Annotated in this window: 19 protein-coding genes, 7 pseudogenes and 1 riboswitch; of the genes and pseudogenes, 24 read left to right on the plus strand and 2 right to left on the minus strand. The window is 69.0% G+C overall.

Annotated features, from left to right (window positions below):
* The first annotated feature begins 3 nt into the window (after positions 1–3).
* The 9 genes and pseudogenes from HK415_RS21680 (at position 4) to HK415_RS21715 (ending at position 7,769) form a co-directional block, all read left to right on the plus strand.
* A complete protein-coding gene (locus tag HK415_RS21680) occupies positions 4–465 on the plus strand; it encodes a PaaI family thioesterase (protein ID WP_171562807.1) in 462 nt (153 codons plus the stop codon).
* 19 nt (positions 466–484) lie between these two features.
* The gene (locus tag HK415_RS21685) at positions 485–1,663 is read left to right on the plus strand and encodes an isovaleryl-CoA dehydrogenase (RefSeq protein ID WP_171562809.1); all 1,179 of its coding nucleotides are present in this window, start codon (positions 485–487) and stop codon (positions 1,661–1,663) included.
* Between the two features lie 50 nt (positions 1,664–1,713).
* Positions 1,714–2,367 (plus strand): carbonate dehydratase, encoded by a 654-nt coding sequence (can, locus tag HK415_RS21690; protein WP_171562811.1) that lies wholly within the window; start codon positions 1,714–1,716, stop codon positions 2,365–2,367.
* Positions 2,368–2,388: 21 nt separating this feature from the next.
* On the plus strand, positions 2,389–4,185 hold the full coding sequence (aceK, locus tag HK415_RS21695; RefSeq protein ID WP_256373125.1) for a bifunctional isocitrate dehydrogenase kinase/phosphatase: 1,797 nt from the start codon (positions 2,389–2,391) through the stop codon (positions 4,183–4,185).
* The gene (locus tag HK415_RS25700) at positions 4,182–4,430 is read left to right on the plus strand and encodes a hypothetical protein (protein ID WP_253261985.1); all 249 of its coding nucleotides are present in this window, start codon (positions 4,182–4,184) and stop codon (positions 4,428–4,430) included. Before aceK ends, HK415_RS25700 begins: the two co-directional genes overlap by 4 nt.
* Positions 4,427–4,675, plus strand: coding sequence for a hypothetical protein (locus HK415_RS25705; RefSeq protein WP_253261986.1), 249 nt, complete (start codon positions 4,427–4,429; stop codon positions 4,673–4,675). Before HK415_RS25700 ends, HK415_RS25705 begins: the two co-directional genes overlap by 4 nt.
* A gap of 11 nt (positions 4,676–4,686) precedes the next feature.
* A pseudogene (locus tag HK415_RS21705) lies at positions 4,687–5,867 on the plus strand (acetyl-CoA C-acyltransferase).
* Between the two features lie 93 nt (positions 5,868–5,960).
* Positions 5,961–6,629 carry an SDR family oxidoreductase gene (locus HK415_RS21710; RefSeq protein ID WP_171562816.1) on the plus strand — a complete coding sequence of 223 codons (669 nt, stop codon included), beginning with the start codon at positions 5,961–5,963 and terminating at the stop codon, positions 6,627–6,629.
* 10 nt (positions 6,630–6,639) lie between these two features.
* A pseudogene (locus tag HK415_RS21715) lies at positions 6,640–7,769 on the plus strand (acyl-CoA dehydrogenase family protein).
* Positions 7,770–7,781: 12 nt separating this feature from the next.
* Here the strand turns inward: HK415_RS21715 and HK415_RS26685 are convergent.
* On the minus strand, positions 7,782–8,075 hold the full coding sequence (locus HK415_RS26685; RefSeq protein ID WP_309246788.1) for a sensor histidine kinase: 294 nt from the start codon (positions 8,073–8,075) through the stop codon (positions 7,782–7,784).
* The gene (locus tag HK415_RS21720; RefSeq protein WP_309246789.1) at positions 8,030–8,902 is read right to left on the minus strand and encodes a hypothetical protein; all 873 of its coding nucleotides are present in this window, start codon (positions 8,900–8,902) and stop codon (positions 8,030–8,032) included. The genes HK415_RS26685 and HK415_RS21720 overlap by 46 nt, the downstream gene beginning before the upstream one ends.
* A 148-nt stretch (positions 8,903–9,050) precedes the next feature.
* On the opposite strand from HK415_RS21720, the gene trkA reads away from it, so the two are divergent.
* From trkA to HK415_RS21790, 15 genes and pseudogenes are all read left to right on the plus strand, one after another.
* Complete coding sequence (trkA, locus tag HK415_RS21725; protein ID WP_171562817.1) at positions 9,051–10,439, plus strand: Trk system potassium transporter TrkA; 1,389 nt, start codon at positions 9,051–9,053, stop codon at positions 10,437–10,439.
* On the plus strand, positions 10,440–11,900 hold the full coding sequence (locus HK415_RS21730; RefSeq protein ID WP_171562818.1) for a TrkH family potassium uptake protein: 1,461 nt from the start codon (positions 10,440–10,442) through the stop codon (positions 11,898–11,900). It begins immediately after the preceding gene.
* A gap of 22 nt (positions 11,901–11,922) precedes the next feature.
* Entirely contained in the window at positions 11,923–12,342 is a 420-nt protein-coding gene (locus HK415_RS21735) for a rhodanese-like domain-containing protein (RefSeq protein WP_171562819.1), read from the plus strand.
* On the plus strand, positions 12,339–12,749 hold the full coding sequence (locus HK415_RS21740; RefSeq protein ID WP_171562820.1) for a YchJ family protein: 411 nt from the start codon (positions 12,339–12,341) through the stop codon (positions 12,747–12,749). Before HK415_RS21735 ends, HK415_RS21740 begins: the two co-directional genes overlap by 4 nt.
* A gap of 1 nt (position 12,750) precedes the next feature.
* Positions 12,751–13,422, plus strand: a complete 672-nt coding sequence (locus HK415_RS21745) for an HAD family hydrolase (RefSeq protein ID WP_171562823.1) — start codon at positions 12,751–12,753, stop codon at positions 13,420–13,422.
* An 85-nt stretch (positions 13,423–13,507) separates the two neighbouring features.
* Positions 13,508–14,364, plus strand: a pseudogene (locus HK415_RS21750) (STAS domain-containing protein).
* A gap of 7 nt (positions 14,365–14,371) precedes the next feature.
* Complete coding sequence (locus tag HK415_RS21755) at positions 14,372–14,746, plus strand: STAS domain-containing protein (protein WP_171562825.1); 375 nt, start codon at positions 14,372–14,374, stop codon at positions 14,744–14,746.
* Complete coding sequence (locus tag HK415_RS21760; protein ID WP_171562826.1) at positions 14,736–15,143, plus strand: anti-sigma regulatory factor; 408 nt, start codon at positions 14,736–14,738, stop codon at positions 15,141–15,143. The genes HK415_RS21755 and HK415_RS21760 overlap by 11 nt, the downstream gene beginning before the upstream one ends.
* Positions 15,144–15,172: 29 nt before the next feature.
* Positions 15,173–15,868, plus strand: a pseudogene (locus HK415_RS27630) (ATP-binding protein); the annotation flags it as partial.
* A 276-nt stretch (positions 15,869–16,144) separates the two neighbouring features.
* Positions 16,145–17,012 (plus strand): annotated as a pseudogene (locus HK415_RS21770) (sensor histidine kinase).
* A 107-nt stretch (positions 17,013–17,119) separates the two neighbouring features.
* Positions 17,120–17,539: pseudogene (locus HK415_RS25710) on the plus strand (response regulator transcription factor); the annotation flags it as partial.
* Positions 17,494–18,870: a hybrid sensor histidine kinase/response regulator gene (locus HK415_RS21775; RefSeq protein ID WP_253262365.1), complete on the plus strand. Its 1,377-nt coding sequence runs from the start codon at positions 17,494–17,496 to the stop codon at positions 18,868–18,870. The pseudogene HK415_RS25710 and the gene HK415_RS21775, both read left to right, overlap by 46 nt.
* Positions 18,871–19,442: 572 nt before the next feature.
* Positions 19,443–19,777: pseudogene (locus HK415_RS24115) on the plus strand (FKBP-type peptidyl-prolyl cis-trans isomerase); the annotation flags it as partial.
* Positions 19,777–20,400: a glutathione S-transferase family protein gene (locus tag HK415_RS21785; protein WP_171562828.1), complete on the plus strand. Its 624-nt coding sequence runs from the start codon at positions 19,777–19,779 to the stop codon at positions 20,398–20,400. The pseudogene HK415_RS24115 and the gene HK415_RS21785, both read left to right, overlap by 1 nt.
* A 5-nt stretch (positions 20,401–20,405) precedes the next feature.
* Entirely contained in the window at positions 20,406–21,182 is a 777-nt protein-coding gene (locus HK415_RS21790) for an SDR family NAD(P)-dependent oxidoreductase (protein ID WP_171562830.1), read from the plus strand.
* Positions 21,183–21,547: 365 nt separating this feature from the next.
* Positions 21,548–21,642, plus strand: a riboswitch (TPP riboswitch).
* Positions 21,643–21,691: the final 49 nt, after the last annotated feature.

Genomic DNA, 21,691 nt, shown 5'->3' on the forward strand with positions numbered 1-21,691 from the left:
CCCATGGACACACCGCGTTTCGAGCCGCAGGATCCCGCTTTCGCCGAGCGCGTACGCGCCAGCTTCGCCAGGCAGGGGGCGATGCACACCATCGGCGCCACGCTGGCCACGGTGGAGCCCGGCCGGGTCGTGATCGAGCTGCCCTGGCAGCAGGCGCTGACGCAGCAGCACGGCTTCCTGCACGCCGGCATGGTCGCCGCCGCGCTGGATTCGGCCTGCGGCTATGCCGCCTCCAGCCTGATGCCCGCCGACGCCGGCGTCCTGACCATCGAATACAAGATCAACCTGCTCGCCCCCGCGCAGGGAGAGCGCTTCCGCATGGAAGGCGTGGTGGTGAAGCCGGGGCGCACCATCAGCGTCACCGAAGGCCGCGCGTACGCGCTGCACGAGGGGCGCGAAAAGCTCATCGCCACCATGGGCGCGACGATGATGACCATCGCCGGCCGCGAAGGCATCAAGCACTGACAGCACAAGGAGACACCCCATGCAGCTACCCGGACTGAACTTCGGCCTCGGCGAGGACCTGGAGGCGCTGCGCGACACCGTGCACGCCTTCGCGCAGGCGGAGATCGCCCCGCGCGCCGCGGAGATCGATCGCAGCGACCAGTTCCCCATGGACCTGTGGCGCAAGATGGGCGAGCTCGGCGTCCTGGGCATCACGGTGCCCGAGGAATACGGCGGCGCCGGCATGGGCTACCTCGCCCACATGCTGGCGATGGAGGAGATCTCGCGCGCGTCCGCTTCCGTGGGGCTGTCCTACGGCGCGCACAGCAACCTGTGCGTCAACCAGATCAAGCGCAACGGCAGCGAGGCGCAGAAGAAGAAGTACCTGCCCAAGCTGATCTCCGGCGAGCACGTGGGCGCGCTCGCCATGAGCGAGCCGGGCGCCGGCAGCGACGTGATCTCCATGAAGCTGAAGGCGGAGGACAAGGGCGGCTACTACCTCCTGAACGGCAACAAGTTCTGGATCACCAACGGCCCCGACGCCGACACGCTGGTGGTCTACGCCAAGACCGAGCCCGAGCTGGGTGCCCGCGGCGTGACCGCCTTCCTGATCGAGAAGGGCATGAAGGGCTTTTCGATCGCGCAGAAGCTGGACAAGCTGGGCATGCGCGGCAGCCACACCGGCGAGCTGGTGTTCCAGAACGTGGAGGTGCCGGCGGAGAACATCCTGGGCGCCATCAACGGCGGCGCCAAGGTCCTGATGAGCGGCCTGGACTACGAGCGCGCCGTGCTCGCCGCCGGCCCCATCGGCATCATGCAGGCGGTGATGGACAGCGTGGTCCCCTACATCCACGACCGCAAGCAGTTCGGCCAGAGCATCGGCGAGTTCCAGCTGATCCAGGGCAAGGTCGCGGACATGTACACGATCCTGCAGGCATCGCGCGCCTACTGCTACCAGGTCGGCAAGAACCTGGACATGCTGGGCAGCGAGCACGTGCGCCAGGTGCGCAAGGACTGCGCCTCGGTGATCCTGTACTGCGCCGAGAAGGCCACCTGGATGGCCGGCGAAGGCATCCAGATCCACGGCGGCAACGGCTACATCAACGAATACCCGCTGGGCCGCCTGTGGCGCGACGCCAAGCTGTACGAGATCGGCGCCGGCACCAGCGAGATCCGCCGCATGCTGATCGGCCGCGAGCTGTTCGCCGAGACGATGTAGGTATTCCCACGAGGGCGGCGCCCGGCCGCCGCCCGCGTCACAATCCGCGCATGCCCGCCATTCAAGACCTCTTCGCCCATAACCGCGCCTGGGCCGCGGAGATGGAGCGCACCCGCCCCGGCTTCTTCAGCGCGCTGCAGAAGCAGCAGAAGCCCAAGTTCATGTGGATCGGCTGTTCCGACAGCCGCGTGCCCGCCAACCAGATCACCGGGCTGGAGCCCGGCGAGGTGTTCGTGCACCGCAACGTGGCCAACGTGGTGGTGCACTCCGACCTCAACGCGCTCTCGGCGATCCAGTTCGCCGTGGAGATGCTGAAGGTCGAGCACATCATGGTGGTGGGGCACTACGGCTGCGGCGGCGTGCTGGCCGCGCTCGACGGCGTGCGCGTGGGCCTGGCCGACAACTGGATCCGCCACATCCAGGACGTGCGCGACCGCCACCGCGGCCTGCTGGAGAACATGGCGCCCGAGAAGCGCGCCGACGCGCTGGTGGACCTGAACGTGATCGAGCAGGTCGTCAACGTCTGCGTCAGCACCGTGATGGTCGATGCCTGGGCCAAGGGCCAGAAGGTCACCATCCACGGCTGGGCCTTCGGCGTGCACGACGGCCTGCTGCAGGACCTGCACATGACGGTGTCCAGCACCGACTCGATCGAACCGGCCTACCGCGCCGCGGTGCAAGGCGTGATCGCGGTGCGCTCCTAGGAGGGCCATGTTCCCCAGCGCCTGGACTCGCCGCTCGCCTACGACATCGCCAAGGCGATGCTCGACGGGTTCAACCGGCATTACCGGCTGTTCCGCACCGAGTCCGCGCGCGCCAAACACCGCTTCGAGACGGGCGACTGGCACGGCCAGCAGCGCGCCCAGCGCGAGCGCATCGAGTTCTACGACCTGCGGGTGCGCGAGGCCGTGCAGCGGCTGGAGAAGGAGTTCAAGGCTGGCGAGCAGCCCATGGAGCTGTGGCACCAGGCCAAGCTGCACTACATCGGCCTGCTGATCGACCACCACCAGCCGGAGCTGGCGGAGACCTTCTTCAATTCGGTCACCACCAAGATCCTGCACCGCACCTACTTCCACAACGACTTCATCTTCGTGCGGCCGGCGGTCAGCACGGAGTACATCGAGAACGACGAGCCGGCGGCCAAGCCGACCTACCGCTCCTACTACCCGACGCCGCAGACGCTGCGCGAGAACGTCGTGCGCATCATCGACAACTTCCAGCTGCGGCGCGACTTCGAGGACCTCGATCGCGACGCGGGCTACGTGCTGGAAGCGATCAGCGGGCGCCTGAGCCAGGTGAAGCTGCGGGCGAACTTCCAGATCCAGGTGCTGTCGTCCCTGTTCTTCCGCAACAAGGGCGCCTACGTGGTGGGCAAGATCATCAACGGCTTCTCCGAGCTGCCGTTCGCGCTGCCGATCCTGCACAACAGAGGCGGCAAGCTGGTGATCGACGCCTGCCTGTTCGGAGAGGACGAGCTGCAGATGCTGTTCTCCTTCGCCCGCGCCTACTTCATGGTGGACATGGAGATCCCCTCGGCCTTCGTTCAATTCCTGCGCTCGCTGATGCCGCGCAAGCCGCGCGCCGAGATCTACAACGCGCTGGGCCTGGCCAAGCAGGGCAAGACCCTGTTCTACCGGGATTTCCTCTACCACCTGAAGCACTCCAGCGACAAGTTCCGCATCGCCCCCGGCATCAAGGGCATGGTGATGCTGGTGTTCGACCTGCCGTCCTTTCCCTACGTGTTCAAGGTGATCAAGGACTTCTACCCGCTGCAGAAGGACACCACGCGCGAGCAGATCCAGGGCAAGTACCTGCTGGTCAAGCAGCACGACCGTGTCGGCCGCATGGCCGACACGCTGGAGTACAGCGAGGTGGCGTTCTCGCGCGAGCGCTTCGAGGACGCGCTGATCGAGGAGATCCGCGCGTTCGCCCCCAGCCAGCTGGAGATCGGCGACCGCGACGGCGACGGCCACGAGGAGGTGATCATCAAGCACCTCTACATCGAGCGGCGCATGATCCCGCTGAACATCTACCTGCAGGAAGCCTTCGACGCGGGCGAGAAGGCGCAGGTGGAGCGCGCCGTCATCGAGTACGGCAACGCGATCAAGGACCTGGTGGCCGCCAACATCTTCCCCGGCGACATGCTGTGGAAGAACTTCGGCGTCACGCGCAACGGCAAGGTCGTGTTCTACGACTACGACGAGATCGAGTACCTCACCGACTGCAGCTTCCGCAAGGTGCCGCAGGCGCGCACCGAGGAGGAGGAGATGTCGGGCGAGGTCTGGTACAAGGTCGGCCCGCGCGACGTGTTCCCGGAGACCTTCGAGCCCTTCCTGCTCGGGAACCCCGCCGTGCGCGAAGTGTTCATGAAGCACCATGCCGACCTGCTCGACCCGGCGTTCTGGGACGCGCACAAGCAGCGGATCCTGGCGGGGCACGTCTACGACATCTTCCCGTACGAGCGCGACAAGCGCTTCGCCCGCCGCTACCGCCGGCCGGAAGCGGAGGTGGAGGTCGCATGAGCAGCGCCTGGCGCGATGGCTGGGAACTGGCGAGCTTCATCGTCACCGCCCTGGGCCTGCCCTTCGCCATCCTGTTCTTCGCCTGGGAGCAGCGCAAGGAACGCGACAACGAGGAGGAGGAGGGCTACCAGCTGCTCTCCAACGCCTACAACGATTTCCTCAAGGTCGTGCTGGCCCATCCGGACCTGCACCTGCGAACCAACGAGCCCCTGCCGGATCAAGCGCGGAACAGCGCGAGCGCATGATGGTGATCTTCGACATGCTGGTGTCCCTGTTCGAGCGCGCCTACCTGGTGGCGTTCAAGGACGCCATGACCGAGACCGAGCGCCGCCGCTGGAACAGCTGGGACGACTACATGCGCGAGTGGTGCCGCCGCGAGGATTTCCACAATGCCCTGCCGCAGCTGCTGCACGGCGAGGACCCCGAGTTCCGTGAATACATACGCCGCATCGCCGAAGAGGAGCGCGGCCCCATCCCCACCGTCATCTGAAGGAGAGAACCATGGCTGAATCCATCGTCATCGTCGGCGCCGCCCCACCCCCATGGGCGGCTTCCAGGGCGACTTTTCATCCCTGTCCGCGCACGACCTCGGCGGCGCGGCCATCAAGGCCGCCGTGCAGCGCGCCGGCATCCCGGCCGATGCCGTCGGCGAAGTGCTGTTCGGCAACTGCCTGATGGCGGGCCAGGGCCAGGCGCCCGCGCGCCAGGCCGCGTTCAAGGGCGGCCTGCCGAAGAGCGCCGGCGCGGTCACGCTGTCCAAGATGTGCGGTTCGGGCATGAAGGCCGCGATGTTCGCGCACGACATGCTGCTGGCCGGCACGCACGAGATCATGGTGGCGGGCGGCATGGAGAGCATGACCAACGCGCCCTACCTGCTGCTCAAGGGCCGCGGCGGCTACCGCATGGGCCACGACAAGGTGTACGACCACATGATGCTGGACGGCCTGGAGGACGCCTACGAGGCCGGCCGCTCCATGGGCACCTTCGGCGAGGACTGCGCGGCCAAGTACAAGTTCACGCGCGAGGCGCAGGATGCCTTCGCCACCGCCTCCGTGCAGCGCGCCAAGAAGGCCACCGAGTCGGGCGCCTTCGCCACCGAGATCACGCCGGTGACGGTGAAGACGCGCGCCGGCGAGACCGTCGTCTCGATCGACGAAGGCCCGGGCAAGGTCAAGCTGGACAAGATCGCGACGCTCAAGCCCGCGTTCAAGAAGGACGGCACCATCACAGCCGCCTCCAGCTCCTCGATCAACGACGGCGCCGCGGCGCTGGTGATGATGACCGAGAGCACCGCCAAGCGCCTGGGCCTGAAGCCGCTGGCGCGCATCGTCGGCCACGCCACCCACGCGCAGGAGCCCGAGTGGTTCACCACCGCACCGGTGGGCGCCACGCAGAAGCTGCTGGCGAAGACCGGCTGGAAGGTGTCCGACGTGGACCTGTGGGAAGTGAACGAGGCCTTCGCCGTGGTGCCGATGGCGCTGATGGCGGAACTGAAGGTCTCGCACGACATCGTCAACGTCAACGGCGGCGCCTGCGCCCTGGGCCACCCGATCGGCGCGTCCGGCGCCCGCATCATGGTCACCCTGATCCATGCGCTGAAGGCGCGCGGCGGCAAGCGCGGCATCGCCACGCTGTGCATCGGCGGCGGCGAAGGCACGGCGGTGGCGCTGGAACTGGTGTGATGTGTAGGCTGGGGTGACGCAGGAACCCCAGCGATCCCGGCGAAGCTGGGGTTCGCTACGCTCACCACCAGCCTACGAGAATTGCGACGCCCCATGAAAGTCCTCATCCTCGGCGCCTCCCGCGGCATCGGCCTGGAGTTCGTGCGCCAGTACCGCGCCGCCGGCGACATCGTGATCGCGACCGCGCGCGACGCCGAGGGGCTGACGCGGATCGAGCAACTCGGGGCCAAACCGCTCAAGCTCGACGTGACCGATGCCGCCAGCGTCAGCGGCCTGGGCTGGCAGCTCGATGGCGAGAAGGTCGACCTCGCGATCTACGTGGCCGGCGTCATGTCGCACGGCGGCGCGAAGGAGCCGCCGCCGCGCGACGAATTCGACCAGGTGATGCGCACCAACGTTTGGGGCGCGATGCAGGCGATTCCCCTGGTCGCGCCGCTGGTGGAGGCGGCGCACGGCTGCTTCGCCTTCGTCAGCAGCCAGATGGGCCACATCGCCGGTGCCGACAACAGCTACGGCTGGGTGTACCGCGCCAGCAAGGCGGCGCTGAACATGGCCGCGGTGGCGGCGCAGCCGGATTACCCCCACGCGACTTTCGTCGTGCTCAGCCCCGGCTGGGTGCAGACCGACATGGGCGGCGAGAAGGCGCCCCTGCCGGTGGAAGCCAGCGTGGAATGGCTGCGCCGCACGATCGACGAGCTTCCCGCGAAGCACCGCCACGTTCCTTTCCTCGACTACGACGGCACCGCCTTCAAGGGCTGGTGACGCACCCACGATGCTGCTGAACCCCGACCAGGAAATGATCCGCGACGCGGTGCGCGACTTCGCACGCGAACAGCTGTGGCCGCACGCCGCGCGCTGGGACCGCGAGCGCAGCTTCCCGCGCGAGGCGCACCAGGGCCTGGCGGCGCTGGGCGCCTACGGCATCTGCGTGCCGGAGGAATACGGCGGCGCGGGGCTCGACTACCTGACGCTGGCCCTGGTGCTGGAGGAGATCGCGGCCGGCGACGGCGGCACCAGCACCGCGATCAGCGTGACCAACTGCCCGGTCAACGCCATCCTCATGCGCTACGGCAACGAGGCGCAGAAGAAGAAGTGGCTCACGCGGCTGGCGAAAGGCGAGCTGCTCGGCGTGTTCTGCCTGACCGAGCCGCACGTGGGCAGCGATGCCTCGGCGCTGCGCACCACGGCCATGAAGGACGGTGACGGCTACGTGCTCAATGGCGTCAAGCAGTTCATCACCAGCGGCAAGAACGGCCACCTGGCCGTCGTCATCGCCGTCACCGACAAGGGCGCGGGCAAGCGCGGCATGAGCGCCTTCCTGGTGCCGACCGACGCGCCCGGCTACGTGGTCGCTCGGCTGGAGGAAAAGGTCGGCCAGCATTCCAGCGACACCGCGCAGATCAACTTCGAGAACTGCCGCATCCCTGCCGAGAACCTGGTCGGCGAGGAAGGCGAGGGCTACCGCATCGCGCTCTCGGCGCTGGAAGGCGGCCGCATCGGCATCGCCGCCCAGAGCGTGGGCATGGCGCGCAGCGCCTTCGAGGTCGCGTTGCAGTACGCCAAGGAGCGCCAGAGCTTCGGCACCGCCATCTTCAACCACCAGGCCGTGGGCTTCCGCCTGGCCGACTGCGCCACGCAGCTGGAGGCCGCGCGCAGTTGATCTGGCATGCCGCCGCCCTGCGCGACGCCGGCAAGCCCTGCCTGAAGGAAGCGGCGATGGCCAAGCTGTTCGCCAGCGAGATGGCCGAGCAGGTGTGCAGCGCCGCGATCCAGACCCTGGGCGGCTATGGCTACGTCAACGACTTCCCGGTGGAACGCATCTGGCGCGACGTCCGCGTGTGCCAGATCTACGAGGGCACGTCCGACGTGCAGAAGATCCTGATCCAGCGCGCGCTGGCCTAGGGAGGCCGCCGCTCAGACGGCCATCGGCAGCCGCATCGTGAAGACGCAGCCGACGCCCGGCACGTCACGCACGCCCAGCTGGCCGCCTTCCGCCTCGACACTGCGCCTGGCGATCGACAGGCCCAGGCCGAGGCCGGAACGGTCCGTGCCGTGCTGGGCGAAGGGCGTGAACAGCGTGCCGGCCGCCCCGGTGGGCAGGCCGCCGCAGTGGTCGGCGACGTCGATGTCCACCTCCTTGCCGACCGGGTTCGCGCTCAGGGTCACCAGCGTGCCGGGCTGCGTGAACTTGAAGGCGTTCTGCAGCATGTTCCCCAGCGCGGCGAGCAGCAGCGGGCGGCTGCCGGTGATCTCGATCGCGGGGTCCACCGGCTCCATCCGGAAACCCGCCTTCTTCTCTTCCGCGTAGAGTTCCGCGGCTTCAGTGGCCTCGGCCAGGAAGCCCGAGAGCGAGAAGGTGCGGCTGCCGGATGTCCCCCCACGCGAACTTCGTCGAGGGCGGCGCTGATCAGCTGCTTCATCTCCTGGATGCTTCTCTTGAGCACCCCGCCGGTCGCGCCCGAGATCGGCAGCTGGCTCTGCTGCAGCGCCGCGACCGCCAGCGAAGCCGTCAGCAGCGAGTTGCGCAGTTCGTGCACGAGGAAGCCCAGGCGCTCGTTGAAGGCCTCCGCCTGCCGGCGTGCGAGCGACGCATCGCGCAGCGCGCTGAATTCCGTCACCGCCTCGGCGATGGCGTTGTCCAGGCAGCGGTTGAGGGTGCGGAACTCCTGCACGCCAAAAGGCGCATCGCGTTCCACCGCCAGGTCCGTGATGGCCTGGCACAGGTCGCCGTAGTCGTGAACCACCTGGTCGATGGTGAAGCCGAGCTCCAGCAGCGCCTTGCCGTGGGCGATCGCACTCACGCCCATTTCGGATTGAGCGCTCGCGTCGCCGCCGGAGTGCCCGGAGATCTTCGCGCTCTCCAGGTCCTCCCCGCCTTCTTCCGCCCTCAGGGTACGTTCCAGCTGCTCGAGGAAGATCGGCACGCCGTTCTTCAGCTGTTCCAGTGTGGCCGCGCGGGTCGGCCGCAGGGCCACTTTCGCCTTGCAACGCTCGATCAGCTCGTCGCGGTTGTTGGCCAAGAATGAATACATCATGATATTTGGCCTCCCGTCTCCACCATACGCCCTGGCCGGGCTGCGCTCCAGAAGTATTTGGCTCGAGCGTTACCAGACGTACGGGGATTCCCGCTGTCGCTATGATGGCGGCGCGCCGCAGCCCGGCTGTCGGGCAGGCGCATGCAGCATGCGAATCATCATCCTCGGGGCCGGCCGCGTCGGCGAAAGCGTGGCCGAAAGCCTGGTCTCGGAACGCAACGACATCACCGTCATCGACCCCGACCCCCAGCGGCTGCGGGGGCTCGAGGAGCGCCTGGACCTGCGCGGCGTGCCGGGCAACGGCATCCACGCCGAGGTCATGCGGCGCGCCGGCGCGCAGGACGCCGACATGCTGATCGCCTGCGCCTCGCTGGACGAGACCAACCTCGTGGCCTGCAAGATCGCCCACGACGTGTTCCAGATCCCGTCCACCATCGCCCGCCTGCGGGGCGCTGAGTTCAAGGAGGGCGACCCCCTGCTGGGCAAGGGCGGCTTCTCGGTGGACCACGTGATCTGCCCGGAAGAGTCGCTGGTGAAGTACGTGCAGAAGCTGATCGACTACCCCGAGGCGCTGCAGGTGCTGGAGTTTTCCGAAGGCCGGGCGCTGCTGATCGCCGTGGGGGTGGCCCACGGCAGCCCGGTGGTGAACCACACGATCGCCGAACTGCGCCAGCTGTTTCCCGACGCTCCCATGCGGCTGGTGGCGCTGTACCGGGAGGAGAAGCTGATCAGCTGCGAAGGTGGCACGCGCATGCTCGCCGGCGACGAGATCTTCCTGCTGGCCGCGGGGGACAAGATCCGGCCGGTGCTGCACGCCATGCACCCTTCGGACCAGCCGGTGCGCCGGCTCATGATCGCCGGCGGCGGCAAGGTCGGCCTGCGGCTGGCACGCCGCCTGGCCGGGCAGTACGAGGTGAAGGTGGTCGAGCGCGAATTGAAGCGCTGCGAATACCTGGCCAGCCAGCTTCCCAGCAGCATGCTGGTGCTGGAAGGCGACTGCACCGACGAGGAACTGCTGGCCGACGAGAACGTGGACGACATGGACCTGTTCCTGGCGCTCACCAGCGACGACGAGGACAACATCCTGGCGGCGATGCTGGCCAAGCGGCTGGGCGCCAAGCGCGTGCTGGCGCTGATCAACCGGCGCGCCTACGGCGACCTGATCCAGGGCAGCACCATCGACATCGCGCTGTCGCCGGCGCACACCGTCATCGGCGAGCTGCTCGCGCACGTGCGCCGCGGCGACGTGGTGGCGGTTCACAGCCTGCGGCGCGGCGCGGCCGAGGCGCTGGAGGGCATCGCCCGCGGCGACGCGCGCACCTCGAAGCTGGTGGGGCGGCAGGTGGGGCAGCTGCTGCTGCCGGCCGGCGTCACCATCGGCGCGATCGTGCGCGGCGACGCGGGCGATCGCAAGGTGCTCATGCCGCACCACGACACCGTGATCGAATCCGACGACCGCCTCGTGATGTTCATCCCGCACAAGCGGCAGGTGCGCGAAGTCGAGCGCCTGTTCCAGGTGGCGGCGACCTTCCTCTAGATGGACAGCCTGCAACCCGTCCTGGCGGTGCTGGCCCGTGTGCTCATGGGCTTCTCCGTCGCCTTCCTTGTGCCGCTGCTCTGGTCGCTTTGGGCCGGCGAAGGCGGACATGCGCGCGTGTGGGCCGCGGGCTTCGGCGCGACGCTGGTGGCGGGCTGGGGGCTGGGCTGGCTACTGCGCCACCACAGCCGAGAGATGCAGCCGCGCGACGGTTTCCTGCTGGTCACGCTGGTGTGGGTGGCGCTGCCCGCGTGCGCCGCCGTGCCGCTGATGTGGACCGTGCCCGGCATCGAATGGGCCGACGCCTACTTCGAGGCCATGAGCGCGCTGACGGCCACGGGCGCGACCGCCCTGGCGGGCCTGGACAGGCTGCCGCTGTCGGTGAACATCTGGCGCTGCTTCCTGCAGTTCATCGGCGGCCTGGGCATCATCCTGCTGGTGGTGGCCGTGCTGCCGCTGCTGGGGCTGGGCGGCATGCAGCTCTATCGGGCGGAAACGCCGGGGCCGCTGAAGGACGACAAGCTCACGCCGCGCATCGCCGAAACGGCGCGCGGGCTGTGGACGGTGTACTTCGCGCTGTCGGCGCTGTGCCTGGTCTCCTACCGCGCCGCGGGCATGGGCTGGCCCGATGCCTTCATGTACATGTGCACGACCATGGGCCTGGGCGGCTTCTCGCCGCACGACGCCAGCTTCGCCCAGTTCGACTCGCCGGTGATCGAAGCGGTGGCGATCGTGTTCATGACGCTCGCCGGCGTCAGCTTCCTGCGTTACTTCGCCGTGTGGCGCGGACGTTCCACCCGCGTGCTGGTGCGCGACCCGGAGGTGCAGGCCTATGCTTTCGTGCTGCTGGCCTCGGTGTTCGCGATCAGCTTCGTTCTGCACGCGCACGGCGTGTACGACAGCTTCGCCGCCAGCCTGCGGGCCGCCGCCTTCCACGTGGTCTCGCTGGGCACCACCACCGGCTATGCCGCCACCGACTACGCCGCCTGGCCGCCGTTCGCGCCGGTGCTGATGATCTTCCTGGGCTGCTTCGCGTCCTGCGCCGGCTCCACCGGCGGCGGCATCAAGATGGTCCGCATGGTGCTGCTGCTCAAGCAGGCGCAACGCGAGCTGGTACGCATCATCCATCCGCGCGTGGTGAACCCGGTCACCCTGGGCGGCGCCACGGTGCCGGCGACCGTGCTGGCGGCGGTGCTGGCCTTCATGCTGATCTACGGCGCCAGCATCATCGGCCTGACGCTGGTGATGCTGCTGTCGGGGCTCGACCTGGTCACGGCCTTCTCGGCGGTGATCGTGTGCGTGAACAACATCGGCCCCGGCCTGGGCCTGGTCGGGCCGGTGAGCAACTTCGGCGTGCTCAACGACTTCCAGCTCTGGGTCCTCAGCTTCGCGATGCTGCTGGGGCGGCTGGAACTGCTGTCCGTGCTGGTGCTGTTCACCGCGCGCTTCTGGCGAAAATAGGTTTCACTCTGGAGGAGATGCCATGACCATCACCAAGGGCTACCGCGCGCTCGTCGACGAGGCGATGGCGCAGGTGAAGACGTATTCGGTGGCCGAGGTGCGCGCGCGCATGGGCGCGCCGGACCTGCAGCTCGTCGACATCCGCGACATCCGCGAACTGCAGGCGGAAGGCACGGTGCCGGGCAGCTTCCACGCGCCGCGCGGCATGCTGGAGTTCTGGGTCGATCCCGCGTCGCCCTACTTCAAGAAGGTGTTCGCCGAGGGCGGCAAGGAGTTCGTGCTGTTCTGCGGCGCCGGCTGGCGCAGCGCGCTGGCTGCCAGGACGCTGCAGGACATGGGCATGGAGAACGTCGCCCACATCGACGGCGGCTTCACCGAATGGGTGAAGCAGGGCGCGCCCACCGAGACGCTGGAAGAGCGCAAGGCGAAGAAGCCCGCATGACGCTGCCGGCGGACGGTCCCTGCCCCTGCGGGCGAGCGGATGCGCGCCAGCGGCCGCTGGCCTTCGCGCGCTGCTGCGGACCGTATCTCGCCGATGTCGCCGGCCATCCGGCACCCGACGCGGAGGCGCTGATGCGCTCGCGCTACTGCGCCTTCGTGCGGGAGGATGCGCCCTACCTGCTCGCCACCTGGCAGTGGGCCAAGCGGCCGCCGCAGCTGGCGTTCGAGCCGGGCATCAAGTGGCTGGGGCTGGAGGTGCGCGAACACCGCGTGGTGGACGACAGCCATGCGGAGGTCGAATTCGTCGCGCGCTCGCGCGTGGCCGGCCGCGCCCAGCGCCTGCACGAGCGCAGCCGCTTCGTGCGCGAGGACGGCCGCTGGTATTACGTGGACGGGGACCTGGCCTGAGATGAAACACGCAAGATTCGACGCCGTGCTGTTCGACTGCGACGGCGTGCTGGTGGACAGCGAGGGCATCACCAACGGCCTGCTGCGCGAGATGCTGGAGGACCTGGGCTGGAAGCTGGACCCCCGCGAGTGCATGCGCATCTTCCTGGGCAAGGCGGTGAAGGACGAACAGGCGCTGATCGAGGCGCAGACCGGCCGGCCGCTCACCGAGGAATGGTTCGTGCGCTTCCGCGAGCGCCGCAACGAGCGCCTGCTGGCGGGCGTGGGGCCGGTGCGCAATGCGGTGGAAGCGGTGGCCGCGATCAGCGACGCCTTCGCGGGGCGCATCGCCTGCTGCTCCGGCGCCGACCGCTGGAAGGTGGAGATGCAGCTGGCCAAGTGCGGGCTGCTGCCGTACTTCGAGGGCCGCATCTACAGCGGCCACGAGATGCCGCGCTCCAAGCCGGCGCCCGACGTGTACCTCGCCGCGATGCCCCCGCTGGGCGCCGTGCCCGGCCGCTGCGCGGTGATCGAGGACACGGTCACCGGAGTGACCGCGGGCATCGCCGCCGGTGCCACGGTGTTCGGCTACAGCCCGGAGGAGGCAGGCCACGACGCGCCGGCTGCATTGCGCGCCGCGGGGGCCTCGGTGATCTTCCAGGACATGGCCGAGCTACCCGGGCTTTTGCGCTGAAGCTGAGTCTGTCGGTCTCTTCCTACAGGGTCGAACTCATCCGCAGTCCCATAATGGCCGTCCCCTCCACCGGCCTGCTACTCCAATGACCAAAGAAACCGAGGCCGTGCTCCAGCTATTGGCACAGCACGAAGAACAGATCCTGACGGAATGGCTGCAGGAGGCGGGTGCCGCGTCCTCGCGCGTGAGCGACGCCGCGCGGCGCTCCCTGCGCGGTGAAGCCCAGGAGATCCTCCAGGGCGTGCGCACCGCGCTGCAGGCCTCGGGGATCCCGACAACCTGCAGACGCCCGCGTGGGCGGGCGTGCGCCAGACGCTGGAGACGCTCTCGCGTTCGCGCGCGGCGCAGGGCCAGTCCGCGGGCGACACCAGCGTGTTCGTGCTGGCGATGAAGCGGCCGGTGTTCGGCATCATCCAGCGCGACCTGGCGGGCAAGGCGGACCAGCAGATGGCCGCCGTGTGGAGCGTCACCTCGATGATGGACCGCATGGCGCAATGGACCATCCAGACCTACCAGCTGAGCCGCGAGGACATCATCAAGCGCCAGCAGCAGGACCTGCTGGAGCTGTCCACGCCCGTCATCAAGCTGTTCGAAGGCGTGCTGGCCGTGCCCATGATCGGCACACTGGACTCGGCGCGCACGCAGGTGGTGATGGAGACACTGCTGCAACGCATCGTCGAGACCGGCTCGCGCCTGGCCATCATCGACATCACCGGCGTGCCGACCGTGGACACGCTGGTGGCGCAGCACCTGCTGAAGACGGTGAGCGCGATCCGCCTGATGGGCGCGGAATGCATCATCAGCGGCATCCGCCCGCAGATCGCGCAGACCATCGTGCACCTGGGCATCGACCTGCAGGGCATCGCCACCAAGTCGAGCCTGGCCGACGCGCTGGCGCTGGCGATGGAGCAACAAGGCTTCGTCATCACGCGCACCAAGTAAGGCGGCCATGAACCGCATTCCGATCCTGCAGATGGGCAACACGCTCCTGGTGACGATCCAGGTGGACATGCAGGACCAGATGGCGCTGGCCCTGCAGGACGACCTGGCCAACAAGATCTCCGCCGTCGACGCCAAGGGCGTGCTGATCGACATCTCCGCGCTGGAGATCGTCGACTCCTTCGTCGGGCGCATGCTCGCCAGCATCTCCGGCATCGCGCGCGTGCTCGACGCCACCACGGTGGTGGTCGGCATGCAGCCCGCGGTGGCGATCACGCTTGTGGAACTGGGCCTCTCCCTGGAAGGTGTCCGCACGGCGCTGAACGTCGAACGCGGCATGGAACTCCTGCGGCACGCGGGCAAGGGGAAGCCGCTTGCCCGCTGAAGAACGCACCGGATCGCAGCCGCTGCGCACGGAGGAGGACATCGTCCACAGCCGCCAGAAGGTGCGCGTCCTCGCGCAGCAGCTGAAGTTCTCGCTGGTGGACCAGACCAAGATGATCACGGCGGCCAGCGAGCTGTCGCGCAACACCCTCGTGCACGGCGGCGGCGGCACCATGCGCTGGGAACTGCTGGACGACGGCCTGCGCCGCGGCCTGCGCCTGCATTTCGAGGACCAGGGCCCGGGCATCCCGGACTCCAAGCTGGCCATGACCGACGGCTGGACCTCCGGCGGTGGCATGGGGCTGGGCCTGCCCGGAAGCAAGCGACTGGTCCACGAGTTCGAACTCGCATCCGTCCCCGGCAAGGGCACACGCGTGAGCATCACCCGGTGGAAATGATCTTCGGCACCTTCCACACGGTCTTTCCCATGGGCGACCCCAGCCGCGTGGGCGAGGCCCGGCGGCATGCCGCGCAGCTCGCGGACGAATGCGACCTGGGCGAGGTGGAGGCGGGGCGGCTCGCGATCATCGTCACCGAACTCGCCACCAACCTCGTGCGGCACGCCACCCGCGGCCGGATCTGGATGTCCTGTCGTCCGGCGCGGCGCGAAGTGGAAGTGATCGCGGTGGACGAAGGCCCGGGCATCCCGAACATCGATCGCTCGCTGGGCGACGGCTTCTCCACCGGCGGCACGCCGGGCACCGGCCTGGGCGCGGTGCGGCGGCTGGCGCAGCACTTCGACCTCTACACGCACGTCCCCGGTGGCACGGTCATCGTGGCGCGCGTGCGCGCCGCGGGCGTGCCGGAACCCGAGTCGGCCGCATGGGTCGGCGCCGTCTCGCTGGCCTACCCGGGCGAATCGGTGTGCGGCGACGGCTGGGGCTTCGCCCTCGCGGGCGAACGCGCGGCCATGATGGTCGCCGACGGCCTCGGCCACGGGCCCGACGCGGCGGAAGCGGCCGAAGTGGCCCTCGGAGCCTTCGCCGACGGGCCCATGGAAGGCCCGCGGCAACTGCTGCAACGCACGCACCAGGCGCTGCGGCGCACGCGCGGTGCCGCCGTCATGGTGGTGGACGCCGACGCCGGGTCGGGCACCATCCGCAGCGCCGGTGCCGGCAACGTCATGGCGCGCCTCGTCTCGGGCGTGACCGACCGCACGCTGCTTTGCCAGCACGGCACGGCCGGCATCACCATCCGGACGCCGGAAGAGGTCAACACCCCTGGCCCCCGCACGCGATGCTGGTCGTGTTCAGCGACGGCATCGAGTCGCGCTGGAACGCCGACAGCATGGCGCCGCTGCTGGGCCGGGATCCCACCCTTGCCGCCGCGGTCCTGGCGCGAGACCATTGCCGTGGCCGGGATGACGCCACCGTCGCCGTCCTGCGGCGCAAGGACTGACATGCCCTCCGACCAGGCAGAAGACTCCCAAGGCCTGCAGGCCGCCCTCGAGGCGAGCCTCAAGGACGCGCAGGAGCTGCGCTCCGAGCTGGAGGAAACCAACCGCGGCGTGCTCGCGCTCTATGCGGAGCTGGACTCGCAGGCGGAGCAGCTGCGGCTGGCCACCGAACTCAAGAGCCGCTTCCTCGCGTACATGAGCCACGAGTTCCGCACGCCGATCAACTCCATCCGCAGCATCACGCGGCTGCTGCTGGACCGCGTCGACGGCCCGCTGACCGAGGAACAGGAAAAGCAGGTCTCCTTCATCCAGCAGAACGCCATCGAGTTCGCCGAGATGGTGGACGACCTGCTGGACCTGGCGAAGGTGGAAGCGGGCCGGGTGGAGATCTCGCCGGCCTGGTTCGAGATGGTGGACCTGTTCTCCGCGCTGCGCGGCATGTTCAAGCCGGTGCTCACCAATCCCGCGGTCAACCTCGTGTTCGAGGAACCGCGCGACGTGCCCAAGCTGTACACGGACGACCGCAAGCTCGCAGATCCTGCGCAACTTCATCTCCAACGCGCTGAAGTTCACGCCCAAGGGCGAGGTGCGCGTGTCCGCGCACTTCGAGGGCGACGGCATGGTCACCTTCTCGGTGCAGGACAGCGGCATCGGCATCGCCTCCGAGTTCCACGACACGATCTTCCAGGACTTCTCGCAGGTGAAGTCGCCGCTGCAGAAGCGCCTGCGCGGCACCGGCCTTGGCCTGTCCCTGAGCAAGAAGCTCGCGGAACTGCTGGGCGGCACCGTGCGCCTGGACAGCGAGCCCGGCAAGGGCTCGACCTTCTCCGTCACGATTCCCGTGCAGCTGGAGGGCGCCACGCCCGAATGATCGACACCGACGTCATCAACGCCACGATCGACCGCTCGGTCCACACGGTGCTGGTGGTGGACGACAACCCCGCGACCCGGTATTCCACCGGCCGCGTGATCCGGGCGGCGGGCTTCCGCACGGCCGAGGCCGGCAGCGGCTCGGAAGCGCTGGAGCTGATCGCCCGTGGCGTGTCGGCCGTGGTGCTGGACGTGCACCTGCCCGACATCGACGGCTTCGAAGTCTGCCGCATGATCCGGGCGAACCCGGCGACGGCGATGCTGCCCGTGGTCCACCTCTCGGCCGCCTACATCCGCGACGAGGACCGCGTCACCGGCCTCAACGCCGGTGCCGACGGCTACATGGTGCACCCGGTGGAGCCGGCGGTGCTGGTCGCTACCCTGCAGGCGCTGATCCCGCGCGCACGGCGGAAGACGAGCTGCGGCGCAGCGAGCAGCGCTTCCGCGCCATCTACGACCAGGCGCAGAGCGGCATCGCCCTGCTGGACGAACAGGGCCGCTTCCAGGACGCGAACCCCGCGCTGCTGAAGGTCCTCGGGCGGCGCCGCGAGGATCTGATGGGGCACGCGATCAGCGACTTCGCGCCCGCGGAGTGGCAGGGCTTCATCGAGACGCAGCTGTCGCGCCCGGTGGAGGACCGCCGGCCCTGGCGCGGCGAGTTCCCGCTGCACGATGCCGGCGGCCGATCGGTGTACCTGGAATGGAGCGTGTCCTCGCACGTCGAGCCCGGCGTGCGCATCGCCATCGCGCTCGACGTCTCCGAGCGCTACGAACTCGAGCAGCGCCGGCGCGACGTGCTGGAGCGCGAACAGGCGGCGCGCCAGGTGGCCGAGCGCCACAGCCGCACCAAGGACGACTTCATCGCCGTGCTCTCGCACGAACTGCGCACGCCGCTCAACGCCATCATCGGCTGGGTGCACATCCTCAAGCGGCGCGGCACCACGCCGGAAGCGGCCAAGGGCCTGGAGGCGATCGAGCGCAACGTGAAGACGCAGGCGCGCATCATCTCCGACATCCTCGACGTGTCGCGCATCAACTCCGGCAAGTTGCGGCTGGACCGCGAGTGGACCGACCCGGCGGAGCTGGTCACCAGTTCCATCGACGCGCTCTCGGTGAGCATCCAGGACAAGCGCATCCGGGTCGACACGGAAGTCGAGGACGCGCACGCACCGGCCTTCGTGGACCCGGCGCGCTTCCAGCAGATCTTCTGGAACCTGATGACCAATGCCGTCAAGTTCTCGCCGGCGGACGGCCGCATCGTCGTGCGCCTGCACCGCATGGGCGACCGCCTCTCGCTCGAGGTGCAGGACTTCGGGCAGGGCATCAACGCGGAGTTCCTGCCGCACCTGTTCGACCGCTTCACGCAGAGCGACTCGCCCGGCAACCGGCGCCACGGCGGGCTGGGCCTGGGCATGTCGATCGTCAAGCACCTGGTGGACCTGCACGGCGGCGAGGTCGCGGCGGCGAGCGAGGGCGAAGGCCGCGGCACCCGGGTGATCGTCGCCCTGCCGGCGGAGCCGCAGGGCGACCCGACGCAGCAGCACGAGGCGCCGGACAGCGAAGGCGGGCCGGAGCCGGAGGACGAAAGCAGCCTGGAGGCCCTGCGCGGGCTGGACGTGCTGGTGGTGGAGGACGACCACGAGGCCATCGAGATGATGAAGCTGGTGCTGTCCGACCGCGGCGCGCGGGTGCGCACGGCGGGCGACTACGACAGCGCCGTGCACGCGCTGCAGCAGGCCTGGCCCGACGTGCTGGTCAGCGACATCGGCCTGCCGGGCCGCGACGGTTACGAGCTGGTGCGGCGCGTGCGCCGCTGCAGGCCGAGCGCCAGGCGCCGCACCTGCCGGCGATCGCGCTGACCGCCTTCGCGCGCGCGGAGGACCAGCAGAAGACCCTGGCCGCCGGCTTCGACCTGCACCTGAGCAAGCCGCTCAAGCCGCACCAGTTGCTGGAGGCGATCAGCCGCTCGCGTCCGGGCAGTGGAACGTGAGTGACCGCGCACGCTCGACCGTAGTGCATCCTGCTCCCCTGATCGGAGGAGCTGCCTAAGCTTTGGGCACCGCAGCCCGAAGGCGCGCCGGTGCTGGCTGCGCAAGGATGCGGGGGCTGCCAGGGGCGCCTTGTCCACAGTGGCGGTGGATATCTCGGCGCCGAGCCGGCGCGATATCACTTGACAGGGCGGGCGTGGAGGCGCTGGACCCGCGCCATCGGCATGCGCGCGTCGCCGTTCAGCGGGACCCGGCAGGCTGCCGCGCGTGAATAATGGCTGGTCATCCACATCCCGGACCTTCCCATGCGCTTCCTGCACTACGCCTGGCCGCTCGCCGGCCTCGCCCTCGTCGCCGCCTGCACCCCGCCCAGCAGCCCGCCCGCCTCGCGGCCCAGCGCCTCGTCCACCAATCCGCCCAACGTGGGCGCCCTCACCGGCACGGCGCGCGTCACCACGCCCAGCGGCATCGTGTTCGAGTCCATGCAGGCGGGCAGCGGCGCTCGCCCAAGGCCACCGACACGGTGAAGGTCCACTACCGCGGGACCTTCCCGGACGGCCGCGAGTTCGACAGTTCCTACAAGCGGGGCGAGCCGACCACCTTCCCGCTCAATCGCGTGATCCCGTGCTGGACCGAGGCCGTGCAGATGATGAAGCCGGGCGGCAAGGCCCGCATCACCTGCCCGCCGCAGCTCGCCTACGGCGAGCGCGGCGCGGGCGGCGTGATCCCGCCGAATGCCACGCTGGTGTTCGACATCGAACTGGTCGCGGTGCAGTGATGCTGACCTTCTACTACGCCCCGGGCACCTGTGCCCTCGCATCCCACCTCGCGCTGGAATTCGCCGGCGCCCCCTACGAAGCCAAGCGCCTGGACTTCAAGCAGAACCAGCAGCGCTCGCCCGAATACCTGCGCGTGAACCCCAAGGGCCGCGTGCCGGCGCTGGTGACCGAGCGCGGCGTGCTGACCGAGACGCCGGTGCTGCTGCAGTACATCGCGCAGGCCTTCCCGCAGGCGAAGCTCGCGCCCGTGAACGACGCCTTCCTGCTGGCCAAGGGCAACGAGTTCAACAGCTACCTGTGTTCCACGGTGCACGTGAACCACGCGCACAAGGGCCGCGGCTACCGCTGGGTGGAAGCCGACGACAGCGCGTCGCTGGAGGCCATGAAGAAGAAGGTGCCGCAGACCATGGCCGAGAGCTTCGCGCTGATCGAGGAGCAGATGCTCAAGGGCCCGTGGGTGCTGGGCGAATCGTTCAGCACCAGCGACCTGTACCTGTACACGCTGACACGCTGGCTGGAAGGCGACGGCGTGGACGTCAAGCGCTTCCCCAAGGTGGCGGACCACATGCGGCGGATGGAGGCCCTGCCGCAGGTGCAGAAGGTCGTGGCCCTGCACCAGTGAGCGCCATGTACCAGCCCTTCAACCTCGAAGGCCGCGGCGTCGTCGTCACCGGCGGCAACGGCGGCATCGGCTACGGCATGGCGCGCGCGCTGCTCGCCTCCGGCGCCAGTGTGGCGATCTGGGGCTCGAACCCCGACAAGACCGAACGCGCGAAGGCCTCGCTGGCGCAGGAGTGCGGCGATGCGTCCCGGGTCCACGCCTTTGTCTGCGACGTCGGCGACGAGGCGCAGGTCGAGCGCAGCTTCGCGGATTCGGTGGCGGCGCTGGGCCGCGTCGACAGCTGCTTCGCCAACGCCGGCGTGTCCAGCAAGGGCACGCTGCTGACCGAGATGACGCTGGAGGAGTTCCGCCGCGTGCAGCGGGTCAACGTGGAAGGCGTGTTCCTCACCTTCCGCGCCGCCGCCCGCCACATGGCGCAGCACGGTCGCGGCGGCTCGCTGGTGGCCACCGCCAGCACGGCGGCGGTCGAGGGCGCGGCGCGCAACAGCCACTACGGCGCGTCCAAGGGCGCGGTCACGGCCTATGTCCGCGCGCTGGCGGTCGAACTGGCGCGCCACAAGATCCGCGTGAACTCCATCCTGCCGGGATGGATCGTCACCGACATGACCGAGCGCTCGGTGCAGAACCCCAAGTTCGCGGAGGCCGTGCTGCCCCGCATCCCGGCGCGCCGCTGGGGCGAGATCGACGACTTCGGCGGCATCGCGGTCTTCCTGGCGAGCGATGCGTCCTCGTATGCGACCGGGGAGCAGTTCCTGATCGACGGCGGGTACACGAAGTTCTGACCCCCACGAGGCTGGAGCGGCGAGGTCCGTCGCGACAGGCGGTGGGCGGTGTGGGGCCGCATGAAGGGGTGGCGCCTGAAAGGCGGGTTCCGGCGCAGCAGCGCGGCTACGAGAGCGCGCCAGCGCGGATCGAGCCGCGCGTACGTCTCTGGCTCGCGGGAAGTGTCTGAGTCTGGAGTTTGGCCGCTGGCGGACAAACTCCAGACGAGTTGTCCCGCGGGCGGCGCAGGAACCCGTCTTTCAGGTTTGCCGGCGCGCTTGCGCGCCGGACGCCACCCCAGCGGCTCCACACCGCCCGCCACCTGCCGCGACGAAAGTGCCACCAAAACCCCTCCCGGCGCCATCCCGCCCCCTGTGCCACAATCCGCACAGCTCCGGGGTGTACGCGACGCGTGCTGAGATCCAGACCCGTGAACTTGAACCGGTTCAGACCGGCGGAAGGAGAGCTGCAACCCTGACCTCCCAGGCGGTCGGGGGCGAAGCCTTCGGAGCACCTCGTCCGCTCGTGA

This window comes from Ramlibacter montanisoli, from assembly GCF_013087525.1.
GTDB classification, from domain to species: domain Bacteria; phylum Pseudomonadota; class Gammaproteobacteria; order Burkholderiales; family Burkholderiaceae_C; genus Ramlibacter; species Ramlibacter montanisoli.